Here is a 20,623-nt window from a genome sequence, read left to right as displayed (position 1 = left end):
CAATCTTATTAGTTTTCCAAAGATCAATTCAATTTGAATTCTAAACAAATTTTAAATTATGGATTTATTACGAGTTGAAACTGAATTAAAAAAAAGATTGATTTATCCTTATAAATGGGGACGAAAACAATCTGATGACTGGGATGCAAAAACTAGTTTTATCTATTCGACTTATACTTTTGAAAAATTATTAGAAAAAACAGCTTCATTTGATGAAGAAGTTCACAATTATGCTTTGAACAGATGGTATAATTTTTGGTCTGCCGAAGCAGTTGAAAACCTATTTTCATTGCACGAAAAAGTAACACCCAACATAAATAAATTCGATAAACTAATTGATTTCACCATAAATAAAACTTGTTTTGACCATAAAACTACGGTTTTCCCAATAGGGTTTAACCAAACTGTGGCTTACGCTAAAAACAATCCTGCCGAATTGATTCAATGGCTGTATTTGAACCAAAGTCAGGAAAGCAGAAAGCATTTGAAAAACAGATTATTCATCGTTTTGGTCGAAAAAAATAAGGAACATTGGAAACTAAAAGCAGAAATTAAACTCTTGAAATCAGAAATTGATACGTATGTCGAAAATTTTAATTCAGAGAATTTAATCCCAATCAATCTAGAAAATAACACCATTTTATCCGACCTTATTTGGGTTGAAAATTAATATAATATGAACTACATCGGCTCCAAACAAAAGTTATCTTCCTTCATTAAAACGGCTGTGAATTCAGTAGTTGGAGAGGATTTGTCGCAAAAAACTTTTTGTGATTTATTTGCCGGAACCGGAATTGTGGGCAGAACTTTTAAACCCAATGTAAAAAAAGTGATTAGTAATGATTTAGAATATTACAGCTATGTTTTGAATAAAAATTATATTGAAAATCACGAACCATTAGATTTTTATTCAGCCATCGAAGAACTCAATCAACTCAACGGAATTGAAGGTTTTATTTTCAATGAATATTCCGAAAACGGAGCAAAAGAAAGACTCTATTTCTCTGAACACAACGGAAAAAAAATTGATGCTATTCGGCAACAAATAGGAAGTTGGAAAAGGGAAAAAATTATAAATTCAAAAGCCTATTATTTCCTTTTGGCTTCTTTACTAGAAAGCGCTGATAAAGTGGCAAATACAGCTTCGGTTTATGGTGCTTATTTAAAAAAAATCAAGAAATCGGCACAGAAAAATCTTGTTTTGGAACCCGCTATTTTCTCTATAAACGACAACGAACATGAAGTTTTCAATGAAGATAGCAATCTTTTGATAAAGAAAATCGAAGGTGATATTTTGTATTTGGATCCACCATATAATGCTCGTCAATACGGCTCTAATTATCACTTATTAAACACAATAGCAAAATACGATACCTTTATTCCAAAAGGAAAAACAGGTCTGAGAGAGTACAATCGTTCGGATTATTGTAGTAAAACAAATGTTAGAAAATCCTTTGAAGAGTTGGTAAAAAACGCTAATTTCAATTATACTTTTTTAAGTTACAACAACGAAGGTTTAATGACCGAAGACGAAATTAGAACTATTATGTCCAAATACGGAAAATACGATTTGGTGACCACCAATTACCAACGTTTTAAAGCCGACAAAACCGAAAATAGAATTCACACAGCAAGTAGCACAACTGAATTTTTGCACATTTTAGAGAAATAATCGTAGTAACTCATTGGTGCAATTATTAAATTATTAGAAATAAAAAATTGAAACGCATAGAAATATAGAAAAAAAGAATTCGATAGACCAATTGCTTCGCCTGTTCGCTATCGCTCGGGTCTTGGATTCACAGCTATGTATCACTATCAAAAAGTAAAACGCCTTATAAAATCTATGATTCTATGCGTTTAATATAAATAACATTTTAAATTACACCTAACGGGTTTATAGTATAATAACATGAAAATAATAGCCGTAATCGGAGCAGGAACAATGGGCAACGGAATTGCACATACCTTTGCGCAATGTGGTTTTACCGTAAAACTGATTGACGTTTCCGAAAAATCATTGGATAAAGGAATGGCAACTATTTTTGCCAATTTAGACCGAATGGTTGCCAAAGGAACCATTACCGAAGAAGAAAAATTCAAAACCATCAGTAATATTATTACTTATACTGATATAAAAGACGGTGTTGTTGGTGTAGATTTGGTTGTTGAAGCAGCTACCGAAAACGTGGAATTAAAACTCAATATTTTCAAGCAATTGAACGAAGTTTGTTCGCATAATACGATTTTGGCAACCAATACTTCTTCTATTTCTATTACACAAATTGGTGCTGTTGTGGCTCATCCGGAACGCGTTATTGGAATGCATTTTATGAATCCTGTGCCGATAATGAAATTGGTCGAAATCATTCGTGGTTATAATACGAGCGATGAAGTGACGAAAATCATTATGACTTTGTCCGAAAAACTGGGTAAAACTCCCGTTGAAGTCAACGATTATCCTGGTTTTGTTGCCAACAGAATTTTGATGCCAATGATAAACGAAGCCATCGAAACACTGTACAACAAAGTGGCTGGTGTTTATGAAATTGACACCGTGATGAAACTCGGTCTGGGACACCCGATGGGACCTTTGCAATTAGCTGATTTTATTGGGCTTGACGTATGCTTGGCCATTTTGAATGTGATGTACGACGGTTTCAAAAACCCGAAATACGCTCCTTGCCCTTTATTGGTCAATATGGTTCGTGCTGGAAAATTGGGCGTGAAATCTGGTGAAGGTTTTTATGATTATAGCGAAAGTAAGAAAGCGGAGAAAATTTCGAAACAGTTTATATAATAAAATATGTCAATCGCACAAAACCTCCTCAAAATAAAATCCACTTTACCATCAACTGTAACTCTTGTTGCCGTTTCTAAAACCAAACCCATTCCCGATTTGATGGAAGGGTATGATGCGGGTCAACGCATTTTTGGCGAAAACAAAATCCAAGAAATGGCCGAAAAATGGGAAGCGATGCCAAAAGATATCGAATGGCATATGATTGGTCACGTTCAGACGAACAAGGTCAAATTTATGGCGCCATTTGTGAGTTTGATTCACGGTGTGGATAGCTTGAAATTATTGGAAGAAATCAACAAACAAGCTAAAAAAAACAATAGAATTATCGATTGTTTATTACAAATATATATTGCCGAAGAAGAAAGTAAATTTGGCTTGGATGAAGAAGAACTCAACGAGATTCTTCACTTCGTTCAGAATGACAAAGATGGAATGAAAAACATTCGAATCGTTGGATTAATGGGAATGGCGACTTTTACGGATAATCAAAACCAAATCAAGAAAGAATTCACCCATTTGAAATCGATTTTTGATAAGTTGCAATTGCGTAAAGACGCGATTAATCGCGTCTCTACATTATCAATGGGAATGTCTGGCGATTATCAACTCGCAATTGAATGCGGAAGTACGATGGTTCGGATAGGAAGTAGTATCTTTGGGGGACGAATTTGATTTTTGATTTAAGATTAACGCTTTTTGAATTCAGATTTGAAATCTGAAGACTAAAAACTGAACACCGAACACTTATTTTGTACGCAATACTCGACATAGAAACTACCGGAGGACAATTCAACGAAGAAGGAATCACGGAAATTGCCATTTATAAATTTGACGGTCACGAAATCGTAGACCAGTTCATTAGCTTAGTCAATCCTGAAATTCCAATTCAGCCGTTTGTAGTGAAATTGACTGGAATTAATAATGCCATGTTGCGCTCTGCTCCAAAGTTTTTTGAAGTAGCCAAACGCATTATCGAAATGACTAATGATTGCGTTTTAGTGGCACACAACGCCGATTTCGATTACCGAATTCTTCGCACTGAATTTCGTCGTTTGGGATATGATTTCAATATAAAAACACTTTGTACTGTCGAATTATCCAAGAGATTATTGCCAGAGCAAACTTCCCACAGTTTAGGAAAATTGGTTCGTGCTTTAGGAATCCCAATGGCCGACAGACATCGTGCGAGCGGCGATGCGATGGCAACTGTAAAATTGTTTAAAATGCTTTTAGACAAAGATTTGGATAAAGAAATTGTAAAAGAACTCATCAAATTTGAAGTCAAAAAAGGAATTGCTCCCAAACTGATGGATATTGTGGAGAATCTGCCTTCAAAAACAGGAATTTATTACATCCATAAAGAAAACGGTGGCATAATCTTTATTGGCAAAAGCCGAAATATTAAAAAAAGGGTGAATCAGCATTTTACGGGAATCACCAAAAGTGCCAAGAAAATCCAAAATGAAGTTTTTACCGTAACTTATGAAGAAACAGGAAGCGAATTGATTGCACTTTTGAAAGAATCTCAAGAAGTCAAAATTCACCGTCCAATCTACAACCGAATGTCCCCAAAAAGCAATTTTTCTTGGGCAGTTTATGTCGAGAAAGATGCCAACGGTTATCTGAATTTAAAACTACAAAAAGCCGACGGTCGCAAGAAAGAAGTAAAATCATATACTTCCCTGCAAGAAGGAAAAGACGCTTTGTTTCGCATCAGTTCGCATTATCATTTATGCCAGAAACTGACTGGTTTATACGAAACCAAAACACATTGTTTTCAGCATACCATCAACGAATGCGATGGCGCTTGTGTTGAGAAAATAGCTCCCGAACAATATAATTTACGAGTTCAAGCCTTCATAGAAAATAATATATTCGACAACAAAACGTTGGCAATTCTTGATAGAGGTCGCACCATTTCTGAGCGTAGTGCGATTTTAATAGAAAATGGAGTCTACAAAGGATATGCTTTTTACGATTTGAATTACCAAATCAACAATATCGAAATTCTAAGGAATATCATCACGCCAATGCAAAGCAATCGGGATACTCGAAACAGTATTCAAAGCTATATTCGAAAGTCAAAAACAATCAAGATTATAAATTTTTAATTTATATTTGATGATACGCAAACCAAAATCAAAACTCAACCTTCTTAGGCAAAGAATCCATATCATCATTTATGGTACAGATACAGTCGCAGGAAGATTATTCGACTTGATTCTTTTGGGACTAATTCTCTTGAGCGTTTTCTTGGTAATGCTCGAAACCGTAAAAGGATTTGATGCCAAATACCACCATGAACTCATTATTCTCGAATGGATTATAACTGGTTTTTTTACCCTTGAATATTTGCTAAGAATAGCCACCACCAATAGACCTCGAAATTATATTTTCAGCATCTTTGGCATCATCGATTTACTTGCTATTCTACCCATGTATTTATCCTTTTTCTTAGTGGGTTCCAAAGTTTTTTCAATAATACGTGCCTTGAGATTATTGCGATTATTCAAAATATTAAACCATCCAAAATTTACAGGACAGTCCATTCATTTGCTAAAAGCACTGAATGCTAGCCGAGGCAAAATCACTGTATTCCTTTATTTTGTTCTCATTAGCACTATTCTAATCGGCTCGATAATGTACGTTGTCGAAGGCGAAGAAAACGGATTTACCAGCATTCCAATGAGTATTTATTGGACCATCGTGACACTGACAACCGTGGGTTATGGCGACATCTCACCCGGAACACCTTTGGGACAATTCATCGCCTCGATGGTTATGATTCTCGGTTACGGAATCATCGCCGTTCCCACAGGAATTGTAACCGCCGAATTTACAAGAACGAACACCAACAAAACTGAACTTGAAAAAAATTCATGTGAAAATTGTGGTGTCGCCAATCATAACCCTAATTCTAAATTTTGTTATCATTGTGGACATCCACTGACACTCAAATAATAAGAAGCTATTTCCAGCTGTACACTACAACTCCTCGTTGTTCAAGTTATTATTCTAAGGCATAAAAGGAGCTTCCGTTGGTCGCTCTTTTACACCAAGAAAAACTAACTTTCACCACTGCGGGGTTTCCGTTTCCATCTGGGCTAACAAATATGAAGTACTTAATCACCATCGTCGGACCAACAGCCATAGGAAAAACTTCCTTGAGCATCACCTTGGCGCAACATTTCAATTGCGATATTATTTCCTGCGACAGCCGACAATTTTTCAAGGAAATGCAAATTGGCACCGCTGTTCCCACGACCGAAGAATTGGCTGGAGCACAACATCATTTCATCCAAAACAAATCCATTTTCGAAAATTATACCGTAGGCGATTTCGAAAAAGAAGCCATTGCCAAACTCGATGAATTATTTTTAACCAATGATTATGTTGTTCTGGTTGGCGGTTCAGGTTTATACGGTGACGCTATTTTAAAAGGTTTTGACGATTTTCCCGAAATTGAAACTTCTGTTCGGGGTGAAGTCACTTCTAATTATGAAAAATTAGGAATCGAATATTTGCAAACCGAATTAAAAAAACGTGACCCCAATTATTTTGAAGTCGTGGCCAAAGAAAATCCACAACGAATGATGCGTGCCTTGGAAGTTTGCATTGGTTCTGGAAAACCTTATTCTTCCTTTTTAAACCAAAAGAAAAACACTCGCAACTTCACTCCTATCCTTATTGGTTTAGAAGCTGAAAGAAGCCTGATTTACGATAGAATTAACCAGCGAGTTGACATAATGATGACCGAAGGTTTATTGGCCGAAGCCGAAAATTTATTTGCTCACAAAGACTTGAATGCTTTACAAACGGTTGGTTACAGAGAATTATTCAGTTATTTTGAAGGCGAAATCTCCTTGGATTTTGCCATCGAAGAAATCAAGAAAAACACCCGACGATTTGCCAAAAGACAACTCACTTGGTTCAAAAGAAACGAACAAACAATGTGGTTCGATTATTTGATGGATAGAAAAGAAATTATAAAAAATATCAATAACAATATCAATGGCAATATCAACGGCAATGGAATATAAAAATTCTAAATGCTAATTTCTAACTTCTAACTTCTAAACTCTTCCCTCAAAATGCCAATTTCGCCAAATTTCACGTCCATATTCAGTAAAGATTGGGAAATCAATTTTACCCAATGCATGCCAAACGAATATTTAAAATATACCGATTTATGCAACATTTTACAATTGACTGCTGCAGCTCATTCTGAACTTGGAGGAATTAGTTTTTCGGATATGCAGGAATTCAATCAGGCTTGGGTTTTGAGTAGAATGCGGGTTGAAATCAACGAATTACCCAAATGGAAAGACGTTGTAACGGTAAAAACTTGGATTAATACACTCGAAAATTCTCGTTCGGTTCGAGCTTTGGAATTGTATGTAAATGACAAGAAAATAGTGGGTTGCGAAACTTTCTGGGCCGTTTTCAATACTAAAATAAGACGTCCACAAGCCTTGGCTTTGCCTTTTGCACATTTTGAATTATATCCAGAGCAAAAAGCAACCGAAAAGCCTTTCTCAAAAATCAATATCAACAACGAAACCGAAATGGTCTTCGAAAAAGTAGTTGCACTTTCAGATTTAGATATTGTCAATCACGTGAACAACGTGAAATACTTAGAATGGTGTTTGGATTTCTTAGATTTGGAATTGATTTTAAATCAAAAAATAGAAAGTTTCGAAATGAATTTCCTCAAGGAATTGTCATTAAAAGATAAAGTGGTCATACACGAAAACCTGACGTCAGACGCTATGGTTTTCAGCATTACTAAAGAAGAAAAAACCTGTTTTGCCTTGCTGTTGAATTTGGAGTAAAACTAAAAGGCTCCGATTTCTCGAAGCCTTATATAATCAAAATTTGATTTATTTTTTAACCACTAATCTAAAACCTTCACCGTGAATGTTTAGGATTTCCACATTTGGATCTAGCTTTAGGTATTTTCTCAATTTGGCAATATATACGTCCATACTTCTGGAAGTAAAATAGTTGTCATCTCTCCATATTTTTGTTAATGCTAGTTCTCTTGGCATTAAATCATTCTCGTGAAGAATCAACATTTTCAACAATTCGTTTTCTTTTGGAGATAATTTCACTGGTTCCTCTTCATTAACAGACAAAAATCTAAGTTTAGAATTCAAGTGAAATTTACCTACATTAAATTCAAACTGTACCGGTTCGGATGGAGTTGCAGATGATTTTCTTTGAATTATAGCTCTTATTTTCATCAACAAAACTTCAGAATCAAATGGTTTGTTCAAATAATCATCTGCTCCAGCTTTGTATCCTTTTAGCACATCTTCTTTCATAGATTTTGCTGTTAGAAAAATAATTGGTACTTCTTGATTTTTTTCTCTTATCTCTTTTGCTAATGTATAGCCGTCTTTGTAGGGCATCATTACATCCAAAATACACAAATCGTAATTATCTTTTTTGAATTTTTCAAAGCCTTCCATTCCGTTTTTGGCCAAAGTGACATCAAAGTCATTTAACATTAAATAATCTTTTAGAACAGCCCCAAAATTTAAGTCGTCTTCAACCAAAAGTATTCTTTTATTTACATTTTCCATATCTTAATTTATTAATGGTATTTTTATTATGAAGGTACTCCCTTTTCCCTTTTCACTTTCTACATAAATTTGACCGTTATGGTCGTCAATAATTTTTTTAACATAAGCCAATCCTAAACCGTGCCCTTTTACATCGTGTAAATCTCCTGTGTGCTCACGATAGAATTTTTCGAAAATTCTTTTTTGAGCTATTTTACTCATTCCAATTCCATTATCTTTAATCTTTATAATCAAAAATTCTTTTACATTTTCGGTAAAAATGTCAATTTTTGGAATATTTGGAGAGTATTTTATAGCATTTTCCAAAATATTTACAATTACATTAATAAAATGAACTTCGTTCAACAAAACATTTGTTCGTTCTGCTACAAAATATTTAGTAATAGTGCCTTGTCTATCTTCTAAAATTAGATTAACATGTTCAATCGCGTCTTCTATAACTTCTTGAATATTAACGGTTTCTTTGCTAATATTTAATTCTTTTTTCTCTAATTTTGATATTCTCAATACATTCTCCACTTGGGCATGCATTCGTTTATTTTCATCTTTAATCATTTGAAGATATTTGAGAACCATCGTCTCATTTCCTATAATTTTTGGATTTTTTATAGCATCCAAAGCCAAATTTATCGTTGCAATGGGTGTTTTAAATTCATGTGTCATATTATTAATGAAATCTGATTTTATCTCTGATATATGACGTTGACGAATCAACTGATTTAATGCACTTGAATAAGCAATAATAATGATGAGCGTAAAAATGATGGATAATAATGTTATTCCAACCAAATCAGAAAGCAAAAATTTCTTTTTATTGGGAAATGAAACTAATAATTGATATTTATTATTTCCTTCATTGTCCGAAAATATTGGAATAGTATAAGTATTATTTGCATCATATACAAACCCATCCGATTTTACCTTAGTTGCTAAACCACTGCTAAAAACTCCAAATTCAAATTTTGTATTAACACCATATTTTACTAATTCTTTCTTCAATAATTTTTCCAAGGCTTCTTTTGAAACTCTCTCCTGCAAAGGCATTGTCGAAGCTATATCCTTAAAGAAAATTTCAAACTGTGCTTTATCTAAAACACCTAAACTTCCTGTTTTTTCAATTTTGACATCAGGTATCAAATCTTGCTGAACACTCGAATTGTCAATTTTATTATTGTTGTAAACTTCAGTAACTCGCTTAGAATTAAAACTTTTAAATTTAACACTATCTAATTTTTTACCAAAAATTGAAGAGGTAATATCAAAATCTTCCTCTTTCAAAACACTTGAATAAACTGTTGTTGTGTTATTCTCATGATTCTTTTGAATATAATAAAACTCTAATAGATCCACTTTTTGGGGTATTTTACCCGTACTATCTTTATACCTATTGTACTTATCAAAAAAACTATAAGCTTCTTGCTCTTGAAGCTTATCAGCTACAGTTCCTATTACAGATTTGACATGAAATTTAAATTGCTCGTCATTATTTTTTAACGAGGTATTAAACCAATACACTTGTACCAAAATTATCCCTATTAAGGATAAACTCATCAATAAAACCAGTATTCTAAAAAATAATTTATTCATCGATACAAAATTAGTATTTTAACAATATAAATAATAATAATTTAACCAAAGATTAACAACAAAGATTGAAATTATTAAATATTCAAAATTTTAAGAATTTTATCAATTTCTGCTTTTGCAGTTTTCGGATCTACATTTTCGATGATAAAATCACTTTTAGAAACACGTTGATCATCACTCCATTGTGCATTAATTCTCCTCAAAACTAACTCACGAGTGGTTTTATCCCTTTGAATTACTCTCTGAATCCTTGTTTCTAAAGGTGCAGTAACCGTTATTATCAAATCGCAATTTTTATAACTTCCACTCTCAAATAAAATGGCAGCTTCATAAATAACAAACGGAGCATTTTTGTGGTTCAAAACCCAATCTTGGAAATGTTTTTTTACCGCTGGATGAATAATAGCGTTGAGTAGTTTTAGTTTTTCAGGGCTACTAAATACAATTTGAGATAATTTTTCTCGGTTTAAAATAGCGTCATCAAAGATGGAGTCGCCAAAAGTTTTTTTAATTTCTTCTATAATTTCAGGAGACTGCGTAATCTTTCTTGCCTCATCATCAGCAATATAAACAGGTATATTCGCCTCCATAAAATGATTGGCTATAGTGGTTTTTCCACTTCCGATACCTCCTGTTAATCCAATTATTTTTGTCATTTTATACCAATTAAAAAAATTAGTTCGATATATTTCTGGTATAATGCCGATATAGTGTGAAAATAGGACAATTTATTGGACTATAATGAACACATAATCGGTATTATTTTAAAAAAAACAGCTCCGGAAATGCGTCTTGCGGTTTTTGATTCAGAATAATGACTTTTATGAAGGACTCCATAAACCCAGTTCCGTAACCAAAAAATTGTTTCCAAACCGCTTTGATGGATAATAAACCCACTTTGAAACTTTTATTTTTATAAGTTGACACCAAAAAAATCATCACAAAATACACAAAATACAATTGAAGCAATATATCATATGTAAAAATCAACAAAATCACCGCAAAAAGCAAACCAATTATAAAAACCGATGGGAAGAAAAAAGTGATCTTGTTGTATTGAGGATACCAACTATTCAATATTGGTCTGGCTTTGCCAAATTTATTGACCTGAACTGTAAATTTTTCCCAGTCGATTCTTCGTTTATGGTAAACGTAAGCTTTGGGAAAAAGTTTGGTTTCAAAACCTAAATTCCACAAACGGATAGATAAATCAGGATCTTCGCCGGGATGAATATTCCCAAAACCATTCGATGCTTCAAATGCTTTTCGAGACAATCCCATATTGAAACTTCGGGGTTGAAACTTATCAATTTTCTCCGAACCACCACGAATTCCGCCCGTAGTAAGAAAAGAAGTCATCGCAAAATTGATTGCTTTTTGAATATCCGAAAAACTATCTAAAGCCGCATCAGGCCCTCCAAAACAATCGACATAATTTTCTTTTAGTGCCTTAGCAACTTCGGTCAAATAGCTTTTTGGGATAATACAATCCGAATCGAAAATGATAAAATAATCGCCTTTGGCTTTTTTCATTCCGTAATTCCTAGAATCGCCGGGTCCTGAATTTTCTTTAAAAGAATAAGATAAGTGCAGTTTTCCAGCAAATTTACGCACCACATCATCACATCGCAGCGAAGAACCGTCTTCTACTATCACCACTTCAAAATTATCAGTATAATCTTGTTGTGATAAACTTTCTAGCAGCTCATCCACTTCATCCGGACGATTGTAAACGGGTATGATTAAAGAAAATAACATAAACAAAAATTAAGGTGCGACGTATGGCTAAAAATTTTAACAAAGATAAACTTTTATCCATAAAAAAACCACCACGCAATGCGTGATGGTTGTACTATTTTTGATTCTAAAAAGAATATTATTTTATTATATAATACTAGGAATACCTACCATTTCGTTAGAATCTTCTTTGTAATCAACGCCTGCAAAATCGAACCCAAAAAGGTTTAAGAAATCTTTTCTATACCCTTCTAAATCACCTATTTCTGCTAAATTTTCGGTTGCAGCTTGTTTCCATAAAGTAGCTACTTTTTCCTGAACTTCGTCACGCATTTCCCAATCGTCAATTCTAATTCTTCCATTATCATCGGTTGGAATTGGATTTCCTGTAAACAATCTTTCGTAATACAAACGTTGGATTTGTTCGATACAACCTTCGTGAATTCCTTCTTCTTTCATTATTTTATACAACAAAGAAATATACAACGGAATCACAGGAATCGCTGAACTAGCTTGAGTTACCAATGCTTTATTTACCGATACAAATGCCTCTCCATCAATAGATTTTAAACTATCCGAAATCGAGAAAGCTGTTGCTTCAAGATGATCTTTAGCACGGCCAATTGTTCCTTTTCTATAAACCGCTTCGGTCAATGATGGTCCGATATAGGAATAAGCAACTGTTTTAACTCCTGGAGCCAAAAGATTTTCTGCCTTCAGCGCCTCCATCCACATTGCCCAATCCTCGCCACCCATTACGGCAACAGTATTGGCAATATCATCATCTTGAGAAGGCGAAATGCTAATTTCAGTCACAACTCCTGTGTGAAAATCGACAGTTTTATTCGTGTAAGTTGCTCCAATTGGTTTCAGAACCGAACGATGCAAAACTCCCGTAACAGGATGCAAACGAACAGGTGAAGCTAAACTATAAATCACTAAATCCACCTGACCTAAATCAGCTTTTATCAAGTCTAAAGTTTGTCTTTTAATTTCGTTAGAAAAAGCGTCTCCGTTGACACTTTTGGCATACAATCCTGCCTTATTAGCTTCTGTTTCAAAAGCCGCAGAATTGTACCAACCTGGAGATCCTGTTTTACCTAATAATGGAGGTTTTTCAAAAAACACACCGATTGTTGCTGCATTAGAACCAAAGGCTGCCGTAATTCTAGAAGCCAAACCAAATCCTGTTGAAGCTCCAATTACTAAAACTTTTTTGGGACCATCGATAGTTCCTTTTGATTGGATGTAATTTATTTGATTTTTTACACTTTGTGCACATCCAACTGGGTGCGACGTAAGGCAAATAAATCCTCTCATTCTTGGTTCTATAATCATATATGTAAAAATTATTCGTTTATTCGGTTTTTTTAAGTTGACAAATATAAGTCATTTCTTTAATTCAACAAGGCTTTTGCGTGGTTTAATGCGGAATCCGAAACCACAGTTCCCGATAACATTTGCGCAATTTCGACAACGCGTTCTTCATTGGACAATAATCGCAATTCTGATTGTGTATCCTCACCAATGGTTGCTTTAGAAACCTTGAAATGTGCTGTTCCTTTTGCTGCAATTTGTGGCAAATGGGTAATAGCAAATATTTGCATCGTCTGACTCATATCTTTCATGATTTCACCCATTCTATTGGCAATTTCTCCAGAAACTCCCGTGTCGATTTCATCAAAAATCAAGGTAGGTAATTTTGAATATTGTGCTAATATTGCCTTTACAGCCAGCATAATTCTGGACATTTCGCCACCTGAAGCTACTTTTTTCAACAATCCAAAATCGGTTCCTTTATTGGCCGAAAACAAAAATTGAAGTTCGTCTTTTCCGTTTTCGAAATACGTTGAAGACTTGTTTAAATCCATTTTGAAACGAACATTAGGCATTCCTAAAGTCTCTAAAATTGAAATTAATTTCTGAGATAAAACGGGAACTGCCTCGACTCTTTTCTCATGAATCGCTTTGGACAAAGTATCTAAAGATTCTGTTTTTTGTTGAAAAGAATCGTTCAAAGAAGCGATTTCATGTTCTAGATTTCCTAACTCTAAAACCGAATTTTCAAGATTATTTTGAATTTCTATTAGCTCATCAACAGTTGAAACTTGGTGTTTCTTTTGTAAATTATAAATCAGTTGCAACTTTTGGCTAATTAATTCTAGTTGTTCAGGATCATTAATCAGTTTCTCTGAACAACGATTCAATTCATCCGAAATATCGTCAAATTCAATCGTAAGACTTGTAATTCTTTCTAGCAATGAAAAATATTCTGGCGAAAATGAAGCAATTTTTTGCAAAGAAACTTTAATCTCTTTCAAATTATACATCACACCTATTTGTTCTTCATTGGCTATAGCCAAAGATTTATCAATAGACTCTTTTATGATTTCGACATTATTCAACTTTTCAAAATCAGCTTCAAGGGTTTCTTGTTCGCCAGATTTTAAATTCGATGTTATTAATTCGTCCAATAAAAAAGTATTGTATTCCTGTTGTTTATAAGATTCCGCTTGTTTTTTAAGCAACAAATTCAACTTCGATTTATCAGATTTATAGCTTTTCAAAACCGTTTGATATTCTAAAATACTTTCCTGATTATTGGCAATGGCATCGATAATTTCGAATTGAACTTTTTCTTCTGAAAGTTCTTGGGTTTGATGTTGTGAGTGAATATCTATCAAAAACAAACTTAATTCCTGCAATTCCTGCAAATTTACGGGGCTGTCATTGATAAAAGCTCTAGATTTTCCTGAAGGAAGAATTTCACGACGAATGATGGTTTCATTTTCGTAATCTAAATCATTGGTTTCAAAAAAGGGAAGTAAATTGTATTTTGAGATTTCAAAATGAGCTTCGATGACGCACTTTTCGTCTTTGTTTTTCAGTGAAGTTAAATCGGCTCTTTTCCCTAAAACTAATCCTAAAGCACCTAAAATTATGGATTTTCCCGCACCAGTTTCTCCAGTAATAATCGAAAATCCTTTAGAAAAATCGATAGTCAATTTTTCGATTAACGCATAGTTTTTTATCGACAGAGAAGTTATCATTTATATAATTTTTGAAAAAGAAACGTAAAAAATAAAAATAAGATGGTAATTAATATTTAATATTCACCCATTTACTCGAGTTCAACGGTGAAGTTTTATTTAAACTTTCGACTAAATCAGCAATTGGGATATTGGGTCCACCCGAAAAAATAGAGACAATCTCATCGGATTTAGCATCAAAAAATACTCGAGTCAAGAAGGCATTTGGCTTTATTGAATTTAGTTTTCCAATATTTAGCAATGATAATTTAATTTTTTCTTTTGCCGCCTTTAAATCCTGAGTCATTATATCTAAACCAGAATGATACAAAAGAGACGATTGACGAAGATCATTATAGACTGGTGCTAATAAATCATTTACCAAAAAATACCTACTGTTAATCCCATCTGATGGACTCCATCCGTTGTAACCACTTTGCTGGGCAACATTTGCAATGTTTTGAGCGGTCTCTAAAAAAGGATTCCCACCCAAAGGCATAAAAGTGTCTATGTCCAATCCGATAATTATATGGCTATAAAACGAAATCACTGAAACCAAATTCGATTCAAATTCAGCTGGATTGAAGATTAGTTGCTGATTCTGTGTGTAACTGAAGCTAAAATCTTTATCATTATAATTTAATATCGGAGTTGAATAAGACGAATTATATACCAATCTAGCGGATTGAACTTGAATTGTAGCTGTATATTTATCCGATTCATAAGAGGAAAGTGTAATATACATCGAACAATTTATCTTTTCATTTTGTTTGAAAATTTGTCCAGTCCACTGCGTTTGATTAACAAATTCGCTCAACGAAGTTTGGAGTGTTTTGAAGACCTGCTGATTTGCGTTTGGTAATCTTTCGGCATTTACTGTAACTGTGCAATTTAACTCCTGAGAATGAGCAAATCCAAATGAAAGCATTAAGAAAGATACAATTATTCTAGTCATACGGAGTTACTATTTATTATTTAATGCAATATGAAATAAGCTCAAATCATTATAAGATTTCTAATTCAATTTTGAAGACTCATTTTGCAAAATGGGCTACTACTTTGTTTAAAATATCATCGGCAACGGCTTCTTTCGATTTTAAATCCATTTGTTCCACCGAGAAATTCTTATCTATAAAAGTAATTTTGTTGGTTGGTTTACCAAAACCAGCACCTTCATCCTGCAAAGAATTAAGAACTATCAAATCTAGCTTTTTTTTCTGAATTTTCGACTTTGCATTATCAATTTCATTTTCAGTTTCCAATGCAAAACCAATTAAAAACTGATTGGTCTTGATTTCGCCCAATGAAGCCAAAATATCTTTTGTTTTTTCGAGTTCGATTGAAAACTCATCTGCTCCTTTTTTTATTTTTTGAATCGAAACATTCTTTGGCTTGTAATCAGCAACAGCAGCAGCTGCAATTGCAACATCTACATTGGCAAAATATTGATGACAAGCATCATACATTTCCTGAGCTGAAATAACTGGAACCACTTTTACCAAATGATTTTCGGTTTTTAAGTGAGTAGGTCCAGCAACTAAAACCACCGAAGCTCCTAAATTTGCTGCACTTTGAGCAATATCAAAGCCCATTTTTCCAGACGAATGATTTCCTATAAAACGCACAGGATCTATTGCTTCGTATGTAGGGCCAGCAGTAATTAGTATTTTTTTTCCTTTGAGAGGTAATTTATGCTCTAAATCGGCTTCTAAAAAAGCAACTATATGTTCCGGTTCAGACATTCTTCCTTCGCCAGACAAACCACTAGCTAGTTCACCGGTTTCAGCTGGAATCATTGTATTTCCATACAACTTTAAAGTTTTAAAACTCTCTAACGTCGAGGGATGAATATACATATCCAAGTCCATTGCAGGTGCAAAGTAAACGGGACATTTTGCCGATAAATAAACTGCAATTAAAAGATTGTCGCAAGCACCATTTGCCATTTTTGACAAGGTATTTGCTGTAGCTGGAGCAATAATCATCAAATCGGCCCAAAGACCTAATTCGACGTGACTATTCCATTTTTCATTCTCTTCATCCTGATTGTAAAAATTGGAATAAACAGGATTTTTCGATAAAGTAGATAACGTAAGTGGCGTTATAAAATCCTTAGAAGCAGGTGTCATTATCACTTGGACATGTGCACCTGCTTTTATAAAAAGTCTGACTAATGTAGCTGTTTTATAAGCTGCAATTCCACCGGAAATTCCCAGTAAAATTTTTTTCCCGCTTAAAACTGACATTTATTGCTATTTATTTGGTTCCTTCTCTGTGGTAGATTTTTCCTTCTAACCATTCTTGAACTGCTAAAGCGTGTGGTTTAGGTAATTTTTCGTAAAACTTAGAAACCTCAATTTGTTCTTTGTTTTCAAAAACTTCTTCTAGACTGTCATTGTAAGTAGCGAACTCTTCCAATTTTTCGGTCAATTCTTTTTTGATTTCAGAATTGATTTGGTTTGCTCTTTTGGCCATAATAGTTATAGCTTCATACACATTTCCTGTAGGCTCTTCTATAACATTTTTATTATATGTTATTGTATTTACCGGAGCATTTGTCTTTCTTAAATCCATTACTTTGTTTATTATTTAGTGAAATTTTTTAAATCGGTTTCAATTCGAGCAAACATTTCGTCGGCAAGTTTTTTGTGTTTTGTTTCTGGTTTAAATTTAATTAAACTAGTGTAAGCTGTCTTAGCAATATTTAAACGTTCTTCCATTTTATCAGGCACACTGTTTATTGCTAGTTGGTAAGCTGAATCGTATTTATAGAAAAGAGCATCTTCCTTATAAGGCGTTCCGGGATAATCTGAAACAAAATTATCAAGTGCTACCATTGATGCTTTATACTCCATAATAGTATTGTATTGCTTCGCATTTTCAAAGACTTTTCTCTCAATTTTATCGTTTAATTCTCTCAAAGTTTTATTAGCCTCTGGTAAGTATGTCGAATTGGGATAAGCATCTATAAATTCTTGCAATTTTTCTATAGCCTTGAAAGTATCTACTTGATCCAAACTATATACTGGCGAAAGTTTTGAAAAACACTTTGCTCCGAGAAAAGCTGTTTCTTCGATTTTTTCACTTTTTGGATAACCTGAAGTAAAACTCTCGAATTGATAAGCTGCTAAATAATATTGTTTTGTATTATAATACGACATCGAAAACATATAAAATAATTTCTCTGCTTGAGGTTTTCCTCTATAAGCTGGAGCTATTTGTTCTATAAGCCTGATAGCATCAGCATATTTTCCTGCTTCATATAATTTTGTTGCCGTTTCAAACTTTACAGCTACATCCTCTGATTTTAATGCTTTTTGATATTCACTACAAGAAGCGAAAACAACCAAAAGAATTAACAACGATACTATTTTTTTAATCACAATAATGACATTTTTTTTGATTTCGCGAACCGAACCATTTTGACGAACAGATGAAATATTCTTCGAATTCATTTTTTTACTTTAATTTGTAACCTACAAGAAAACTAGAGCTTTCAAAAAAAAAAAAAACATAAAAGTTTAGGGCGCAAATTTAGGTATTAATTTAGCCATTACAAAATATTTTTTTTTCTACTAAAAAGAAGCGTTTTCTGTGAGTTTATTGATTTTTTTTGACAAATTTATCGATTCTATTTTCAAGAGATTCATCAACTTTCACTAACGGCAAACGAACAGTATTCTCTGCCAAACCTAGGGATTGATAGACTTGTTTGATTCCCGCAGGATTTCCTTGTTCGAAAATCATGTCGATACAATCGGAAAAAAGGTATTGTATTTTGAATGCGTCATCCACTTTTCTGTTCAGTCCCAAACGAATCATTTCGGAAAATTCTTTTGGAAAACCTTGAGCAATTACTGAAATAACGCCAGAACCACCCGCTAAAACAATTGGCAAAGCAATCATATCGTCGCCAGAAAGTACTAGAAAATCTTTTGGTTTATCTTTTATTAATCGCATAGCTTGAATCATATCACCAGCGGCTTCTTTGATAGCTACTATGTTTTTGAAATCATTAGCCAATCGAATTACTGTTGAAGGCAAGACATTACTTCCTGTTCTGCTCGGAACATTATATAAAATTACTGGAATCGGTGAAGCCTCAGCAACAGCTTTAAAATGTTGGTAAATTCCTTCTTGAGTGGGCTTGTTATAATATGGTGATATCGAAAGAATGGCATCAAATTGGGATAAATCTCTTGTTTTAAGTTCCTCGACAACTTCGGCTGTATTGTTTCCGCCAACTCCAAGAACCATTGGCAATCTTCCTTTATTAGCTTCGATTATAGTTTTAATAACAAATTCTCTTTCCTCCTTATTCATTGTTGCATTTTCTGCAGTGGTACCAAGAATAACAAGATATTCTACACCTCCATCAATAGAAAGATTTACTATTCTTATTAATGCTTCTGTATCTATTGATAAATCTTTTTTAAATGGAGTCGCAAGGGCAACGCCAGTTCCAATTAATGATTGCATAATTTGTTTTATATTTTGTTTAGTATTTTCAAATATCTGAATAATTCGTGAACAAAAACGCTATGATTTTCGGCATTTGTATTAATCATCAAATGATTTAATTTTTTATCTACTGAGGAAAACCCAACTTTAAATTGTGCTCTTGAATGATTCGTCACTATTTTCAAAAAGGCTTTTTCTATATCGTAATAACTTATTAATAAATCGAATTTTTCTTTAATAAATTCTTTTACGACAGGTTCTGTAATTTGTGCATTCCAATTCAGATGTTTTATTCCAAAAGTTGGATGTGAATAAACTTCATTTTTCTTCCACTTATCTCTGTAAACAATTATTTTTAAGTTGCTTTCAGAAAACCCATTAGCAATTATTTCTGCTATCAAAGCTTCTTTTTCTAAAAAATAACTCTCATCAATAAGCAAACCAACAGTCTGAATAGAGCTTATATCTTTGCTAATCTTAGTGTTATGTAAATTATTTTTTAAAAATTTTAATAAAAAATAATTCTTTATATAATTTAAAAACATATTACTTTTACCTGATTACAAAATTAATTAATTAAGTCTCATTTCAGATGGTAAATCTAAAAAAGTATAATGGTGTTTTAAAACTTTTTGTTATATTCTTAACACTTATTTTTATTATTTCCTGTGCAAAACAAAGTTATTATGTCTCAAAAATTGAAGGTAAACGAATCACAATTACTGACAAAGATACTCAAAATCAACAAATTGAAAACTACGTTAAACCGTATCGAGAACACATTAACAAAGACTTAGACAGTATATTGGCTTATTGTCCAGTTACTTTAGATAAAAATGATGGAAAATGGCAGTCTACTATTGGAAATCTTATGGCTGATGTCACTTTGCAAAGAGGCAATTTAGTTTTTAAAGCTCGAGAAAAAAAAGACATCGATTTGTGTATTCTAAACAGCGGTGGTATTCGCGCAATACTTCCAAAGGGAAATGTAACTTCAAGAACCGCTTTTGAAATAATGCCTTTTGAAAATAGTCTTGTTGTTATAGCATTGAAAGGGGAACAAATTTTTGAATTGGTCGATTATTTTATTGCGACTCAAAAACCACATCCTTTATCAGGAATTACATTTGCTATTGGAAAAGACAAGTTAGCAAAAAATATCTTAGTTCAAGGAAAACCAGTAGAAAAAGACAGTCTTTATTATGTAGCAACAAATGATTATTTATCGAATGGTGGCGACAATATGAACTTCTTCAAAAAAGGAATTCAAAAATACGATTTAGATTATAAATTGAGAAATGTACTCATTGATTACTTTAAAACAGTAGATACAATTCCTGTCATCAAAGATGTGAGAATTAATGTTGAATGATATAGTTAGATTGTAGATTGCAGTTTTAAAAGATAGTTTTAAATAAATT

The 20,623-nt window shown here is 33.2% G+C and carries 21 protein-coding genes; 9 read left to right on the top strand and 12 right to left on the bottom strand.

The window, feature by feature from the left end; genetic code table 11:
• The first annotated feature begins 58 nt into the window (after positions 1-58).
• From FNW17_RS11765 to FNW17_RS11730, 8 genes are all read left to right on the top strand, one after another.
• Positions 59-670: a hypothetical protein gene (locus tag FNW17_RS11765; protein WP_144071725.1), complete on the top strand. Its 612-nt coding sequence runs from the start codon at positions 59-61 to the stop codon at positions 668-670.
• A 6-nt stretch (positions 671-676) separates the two neighbouring features.
• Positions 677-1,672: a DNA adenine methylase gene (locus FNW17_RS11760; protein WP_144071724.1), complete on the top strand. Its 996-nt coding sequence runs from the start codon at positions 677-679 to the stop codon at positions 1,670-1,672.
• A 240-nt stretch (positions 1,673-1,912) separates the two neighbouring features.
• Positions 1,913-2,800: a 3-hydroxyacyl-CoA dehydrogenase family protein gene (locus FNW17_RS11755; protein WP_144071723.1), complete on the top strand. Its 888-nt coding sequence runs from the start codon at positions 1,913-1,915 to the stop codon at positions 2,798-2,800.
• Between the two features lie 6 nt (positions 2,801-2,806).
• The gene (locus FNW17_RS11750) at positions 2,807-3,475 is read left to right on the top strand and encodes a YggS family pyridoxal phosphate-dependent enzyme (protein ID WP_144071722.1); all 669 of its coding nucleotides are present in this window, start codon (positions 2,807-2,809) and stop codon (positions 3,473-3,475) included.
• 77 nt (positions 3,476-3,552) lie between these two features.
• Positions 3,553-4,914 carry an exonuclease domain-containing protein gene (locus tag FNW17_RS11745; RefSeq protein ID WP_144071721.1) on the top strand — a complete coding sequence of 454 codons (1,362 nt, stop codon included), beginning with the start codon at positions 3,553-3,555 and terminating at the stop codon, positions 4,912-4,914.
• A gap of 10 nt (positions 4,915-4,924) precedes the next feature.
• Complete coding sequence (locus tag FNW17_RS11740; protein ID WP_144071720.1) at positions 4,925-5,764, top strand: ion transporter; 840 nt, start codon at positions 4,925-4,927, stop codon at positions 5,762-5,764.
• 152 nt (positions 5,765-5,916) lie between these two features.
• The gene (gene miaA, locus FNW17_RS11735; protein ID WP_144071719.1) at positions 5,917-6,843 is read left to right on the top strand and encodes a tRNA (adenosine(37)-N6)-dimethylallyltransferase MiaA; all 927 of its coding nucleotides are present in this window, start codon (positions 5,917-5,919) and stop codon (positions 6,841-6,843) included.
• A gap of 51 nt (positions 6,844-6,894) precedes the next feature.
• Positions 6,895-7,635 (top strand): acyl-[acyl-carrier-protein] thioesterase, encoded by a 741-nt coding sequence (locus FNW17_RS11730; protein WP_144071718.1) that lies wholly within the window; start codon positions 6,895-6,897, stop codon positions 7,633-7,635.
• Between the two features lie 48 nt (positions 7,636-7,683).
• On the opposite strand, the gene FNW17_RS11725 is transcribed toward FNW17_RS11730, so the two are convergent.
• The 12 genes from FNW17_RS11725 to FNW17_RS11670 all read right to left on the bottom strand — a co-directional run bounded on the left by FNW17_RS11725 (position 7,684) and on the right by FNW17_RS11670 (position 19,747).
• Positions 7,684-8,388, bottom strand: coding sequence for a response regulator transcription factor (locus FNW17_RS11725; protein ID WP_143391721.1), 705 nt, complete (start codon positions 8,386-8,388; stop codon positions 7,684-7,686).
• A gap of 3 nt (positions 8,389-8,391) precedes the next feature.
• Positions 8,392-9,975 (bottom strand): sensor histidine kinase, encoded by a 1,584-nt coding sequence (locus tag FNW17_RS11720; protein ID WP_143391722.1) that lies wholly within the window; start codon positions 9,973-9,975, stop codon positions 8,392-8,394.
• A 74-nt stretch (positions 9,976-10,049) separates the two neighbouring features.
• Positions 10,050-10,631, bottom strand: coding sequence for a dephospho-CoA kinase (gene coaE, locus FNW17_RS11715; protein ID WP_143391723.1), 582 nt, complete (start codon positions 10,629-10,631; stop codon positions 10,050-10,052).
• A gap of 103 nt (positions 10,632-10,734) precedes the next feature.
• The gene (locus FNW17_RS11710) at positions 10,735-11,733 is read right to left on the bottom strand and encodes a glycosyltransferase (RefSeq protein WP_143391724.1); all 999 of its coding nucleotides are present in this window, start codon (positions 11,731-11,733) and stop codon (positions 10,735-10,737) included.
• A 126-nt stretch (positions 11,734-11,859) separates the two neighbouring features.
• Positions 11,860-13,050, bottom strand: coding sequence for an enoyl-ACP reductase FabV (gene fabV, locus FNW17_RS11705; protein ID WP_143391725.1), 1,191 nt, complete (start codon positions 13,048-13,050; stop codon positions 11,860-11,862).
• Positions 13,051-13,109: 59 nt separating this feature from the next.
• A complete protein-coding gene (gene recN / locus FNW17_RS11700; RefSeq protein WP_144071717.1) occupies positions 13,110-14,762 on the bottom strand; it encodes a DNA repair protein RecN in 1,653 nt (550 codons plus the stop codon).
• 49 nt (positions 14,763-14,811) lie between these two features.
• Positions 14,812-15,696 carry a type IX secretion system protein PorD gene (gene porD, locus FNW17_RS11695; RefSeq protein WP_143391727.1) on the bottom strand — a complete coding sequence of 295 codons (885 nt, stop codon included), beginning with the start codon at positions 15,694-15,696 and terminating at the stop codon, positions 14,812-14,814.
• A gap of 79 nt (positions 15,697-15,775) precedes the next feature.
• Positions 15,776-16,987, bottom strand: coding sequence for a bifunctional phosphopantothenoylcysteine decarboxylase/phosphopantothenate--cysteine ligase CoaBC (gene coaBC, locus FNW17_RS11690; RefSeq protein WP_144071716.1), 1,212 nt, complete (start codon positions 16,985-16,987; stop codon positions 15,776-15,778).
• A 10-nt stretch (positions 16,988-16,997) separates the two neighbouring features.
• The gene (locus tag FNW17_RS11685; RefSeq protein ID WP_143391729.1) at positions 16,998-17,315 is read right to left on the bottom strand and encodes a DNA-directed RNA polymerase subunit omega; all 318 of its coding nucleotides are present in this window, start codon (positions 17,313-17,315) and stop codon (positions 16,998-17,000) included.
• 11 nt (positions 17,316-17,326) lie between these two features.
• Positions 17,327-18,121 (bottom strand): outer membrane protein assembly factor BamD, encoded by a 795-nt coding sequence (locus tag FNW17_RS11680; protein ID WP_144071744.1) that lies wholly within the window; start codon positions 18,119-18,121, stop codon positions 17,327-17,329.
• A 220-nt stretch (positions 18,122-18,341) separates the two neighbouring features.
• Positions 18,342-19,220 carry a 4-hydroxy-tetrahydrodipicolinate synthase gene (gene dapA / locus FNW17_RS11675; protein ID WP_144071715.1) on the bottom strand — a complete coding sequence of 293 codons (879 nt, stop codon included), beginning with the start codon at positions 19,218-19,220 and terminating at the stop codon, positions 18,342-18,344.
• An 8-nt stretch (positions 19,221-19,228) separates the two neighbouring features.
• On the bottom strand, positions 19,229-19,747 hold the full coding sequence (locus FNW17_RS11670) for a DUF6913 domain-containing protein (RefSeq protein ID WP_144071714.1): 519 nt from the start codon (positions 19,745-19,747) through the stop codon (positions 19,229-19,231).
• Between the two features lie 47 nt (positions 19,748-19,794).
• Here FNW17_RS11670 and FNW17_RS11665 point away from each other — a divergent pair, with 47 nt between their 5' ends.
• A complete protein-coding gene (locus FNW17_RS11665) occupies positions 19,795-20,574 on the top strand; it encodes a 5'-nucleotidase C-terminal domain-containing protein (protein ID WP_143391732.1) in 780 nt (259 codons plus the stop codon).
• Positions 20,575-20,623: the final 49 nt, after the last annotated feature.

The organism is Flavobacterium franklandianum (assembly GCF_007097365.1).
Lineage (GTDB): Bacteria > Bacteroidota > Bacteroidia > Flavobacteriales > Flavobacteriaceae > Flavobacterium > Flavobacterium franklandianum.
Note: the sequence above shows the minus strand (reverse complement) of the source record. Positions and strands in the feature narration are given on the sequence as shown.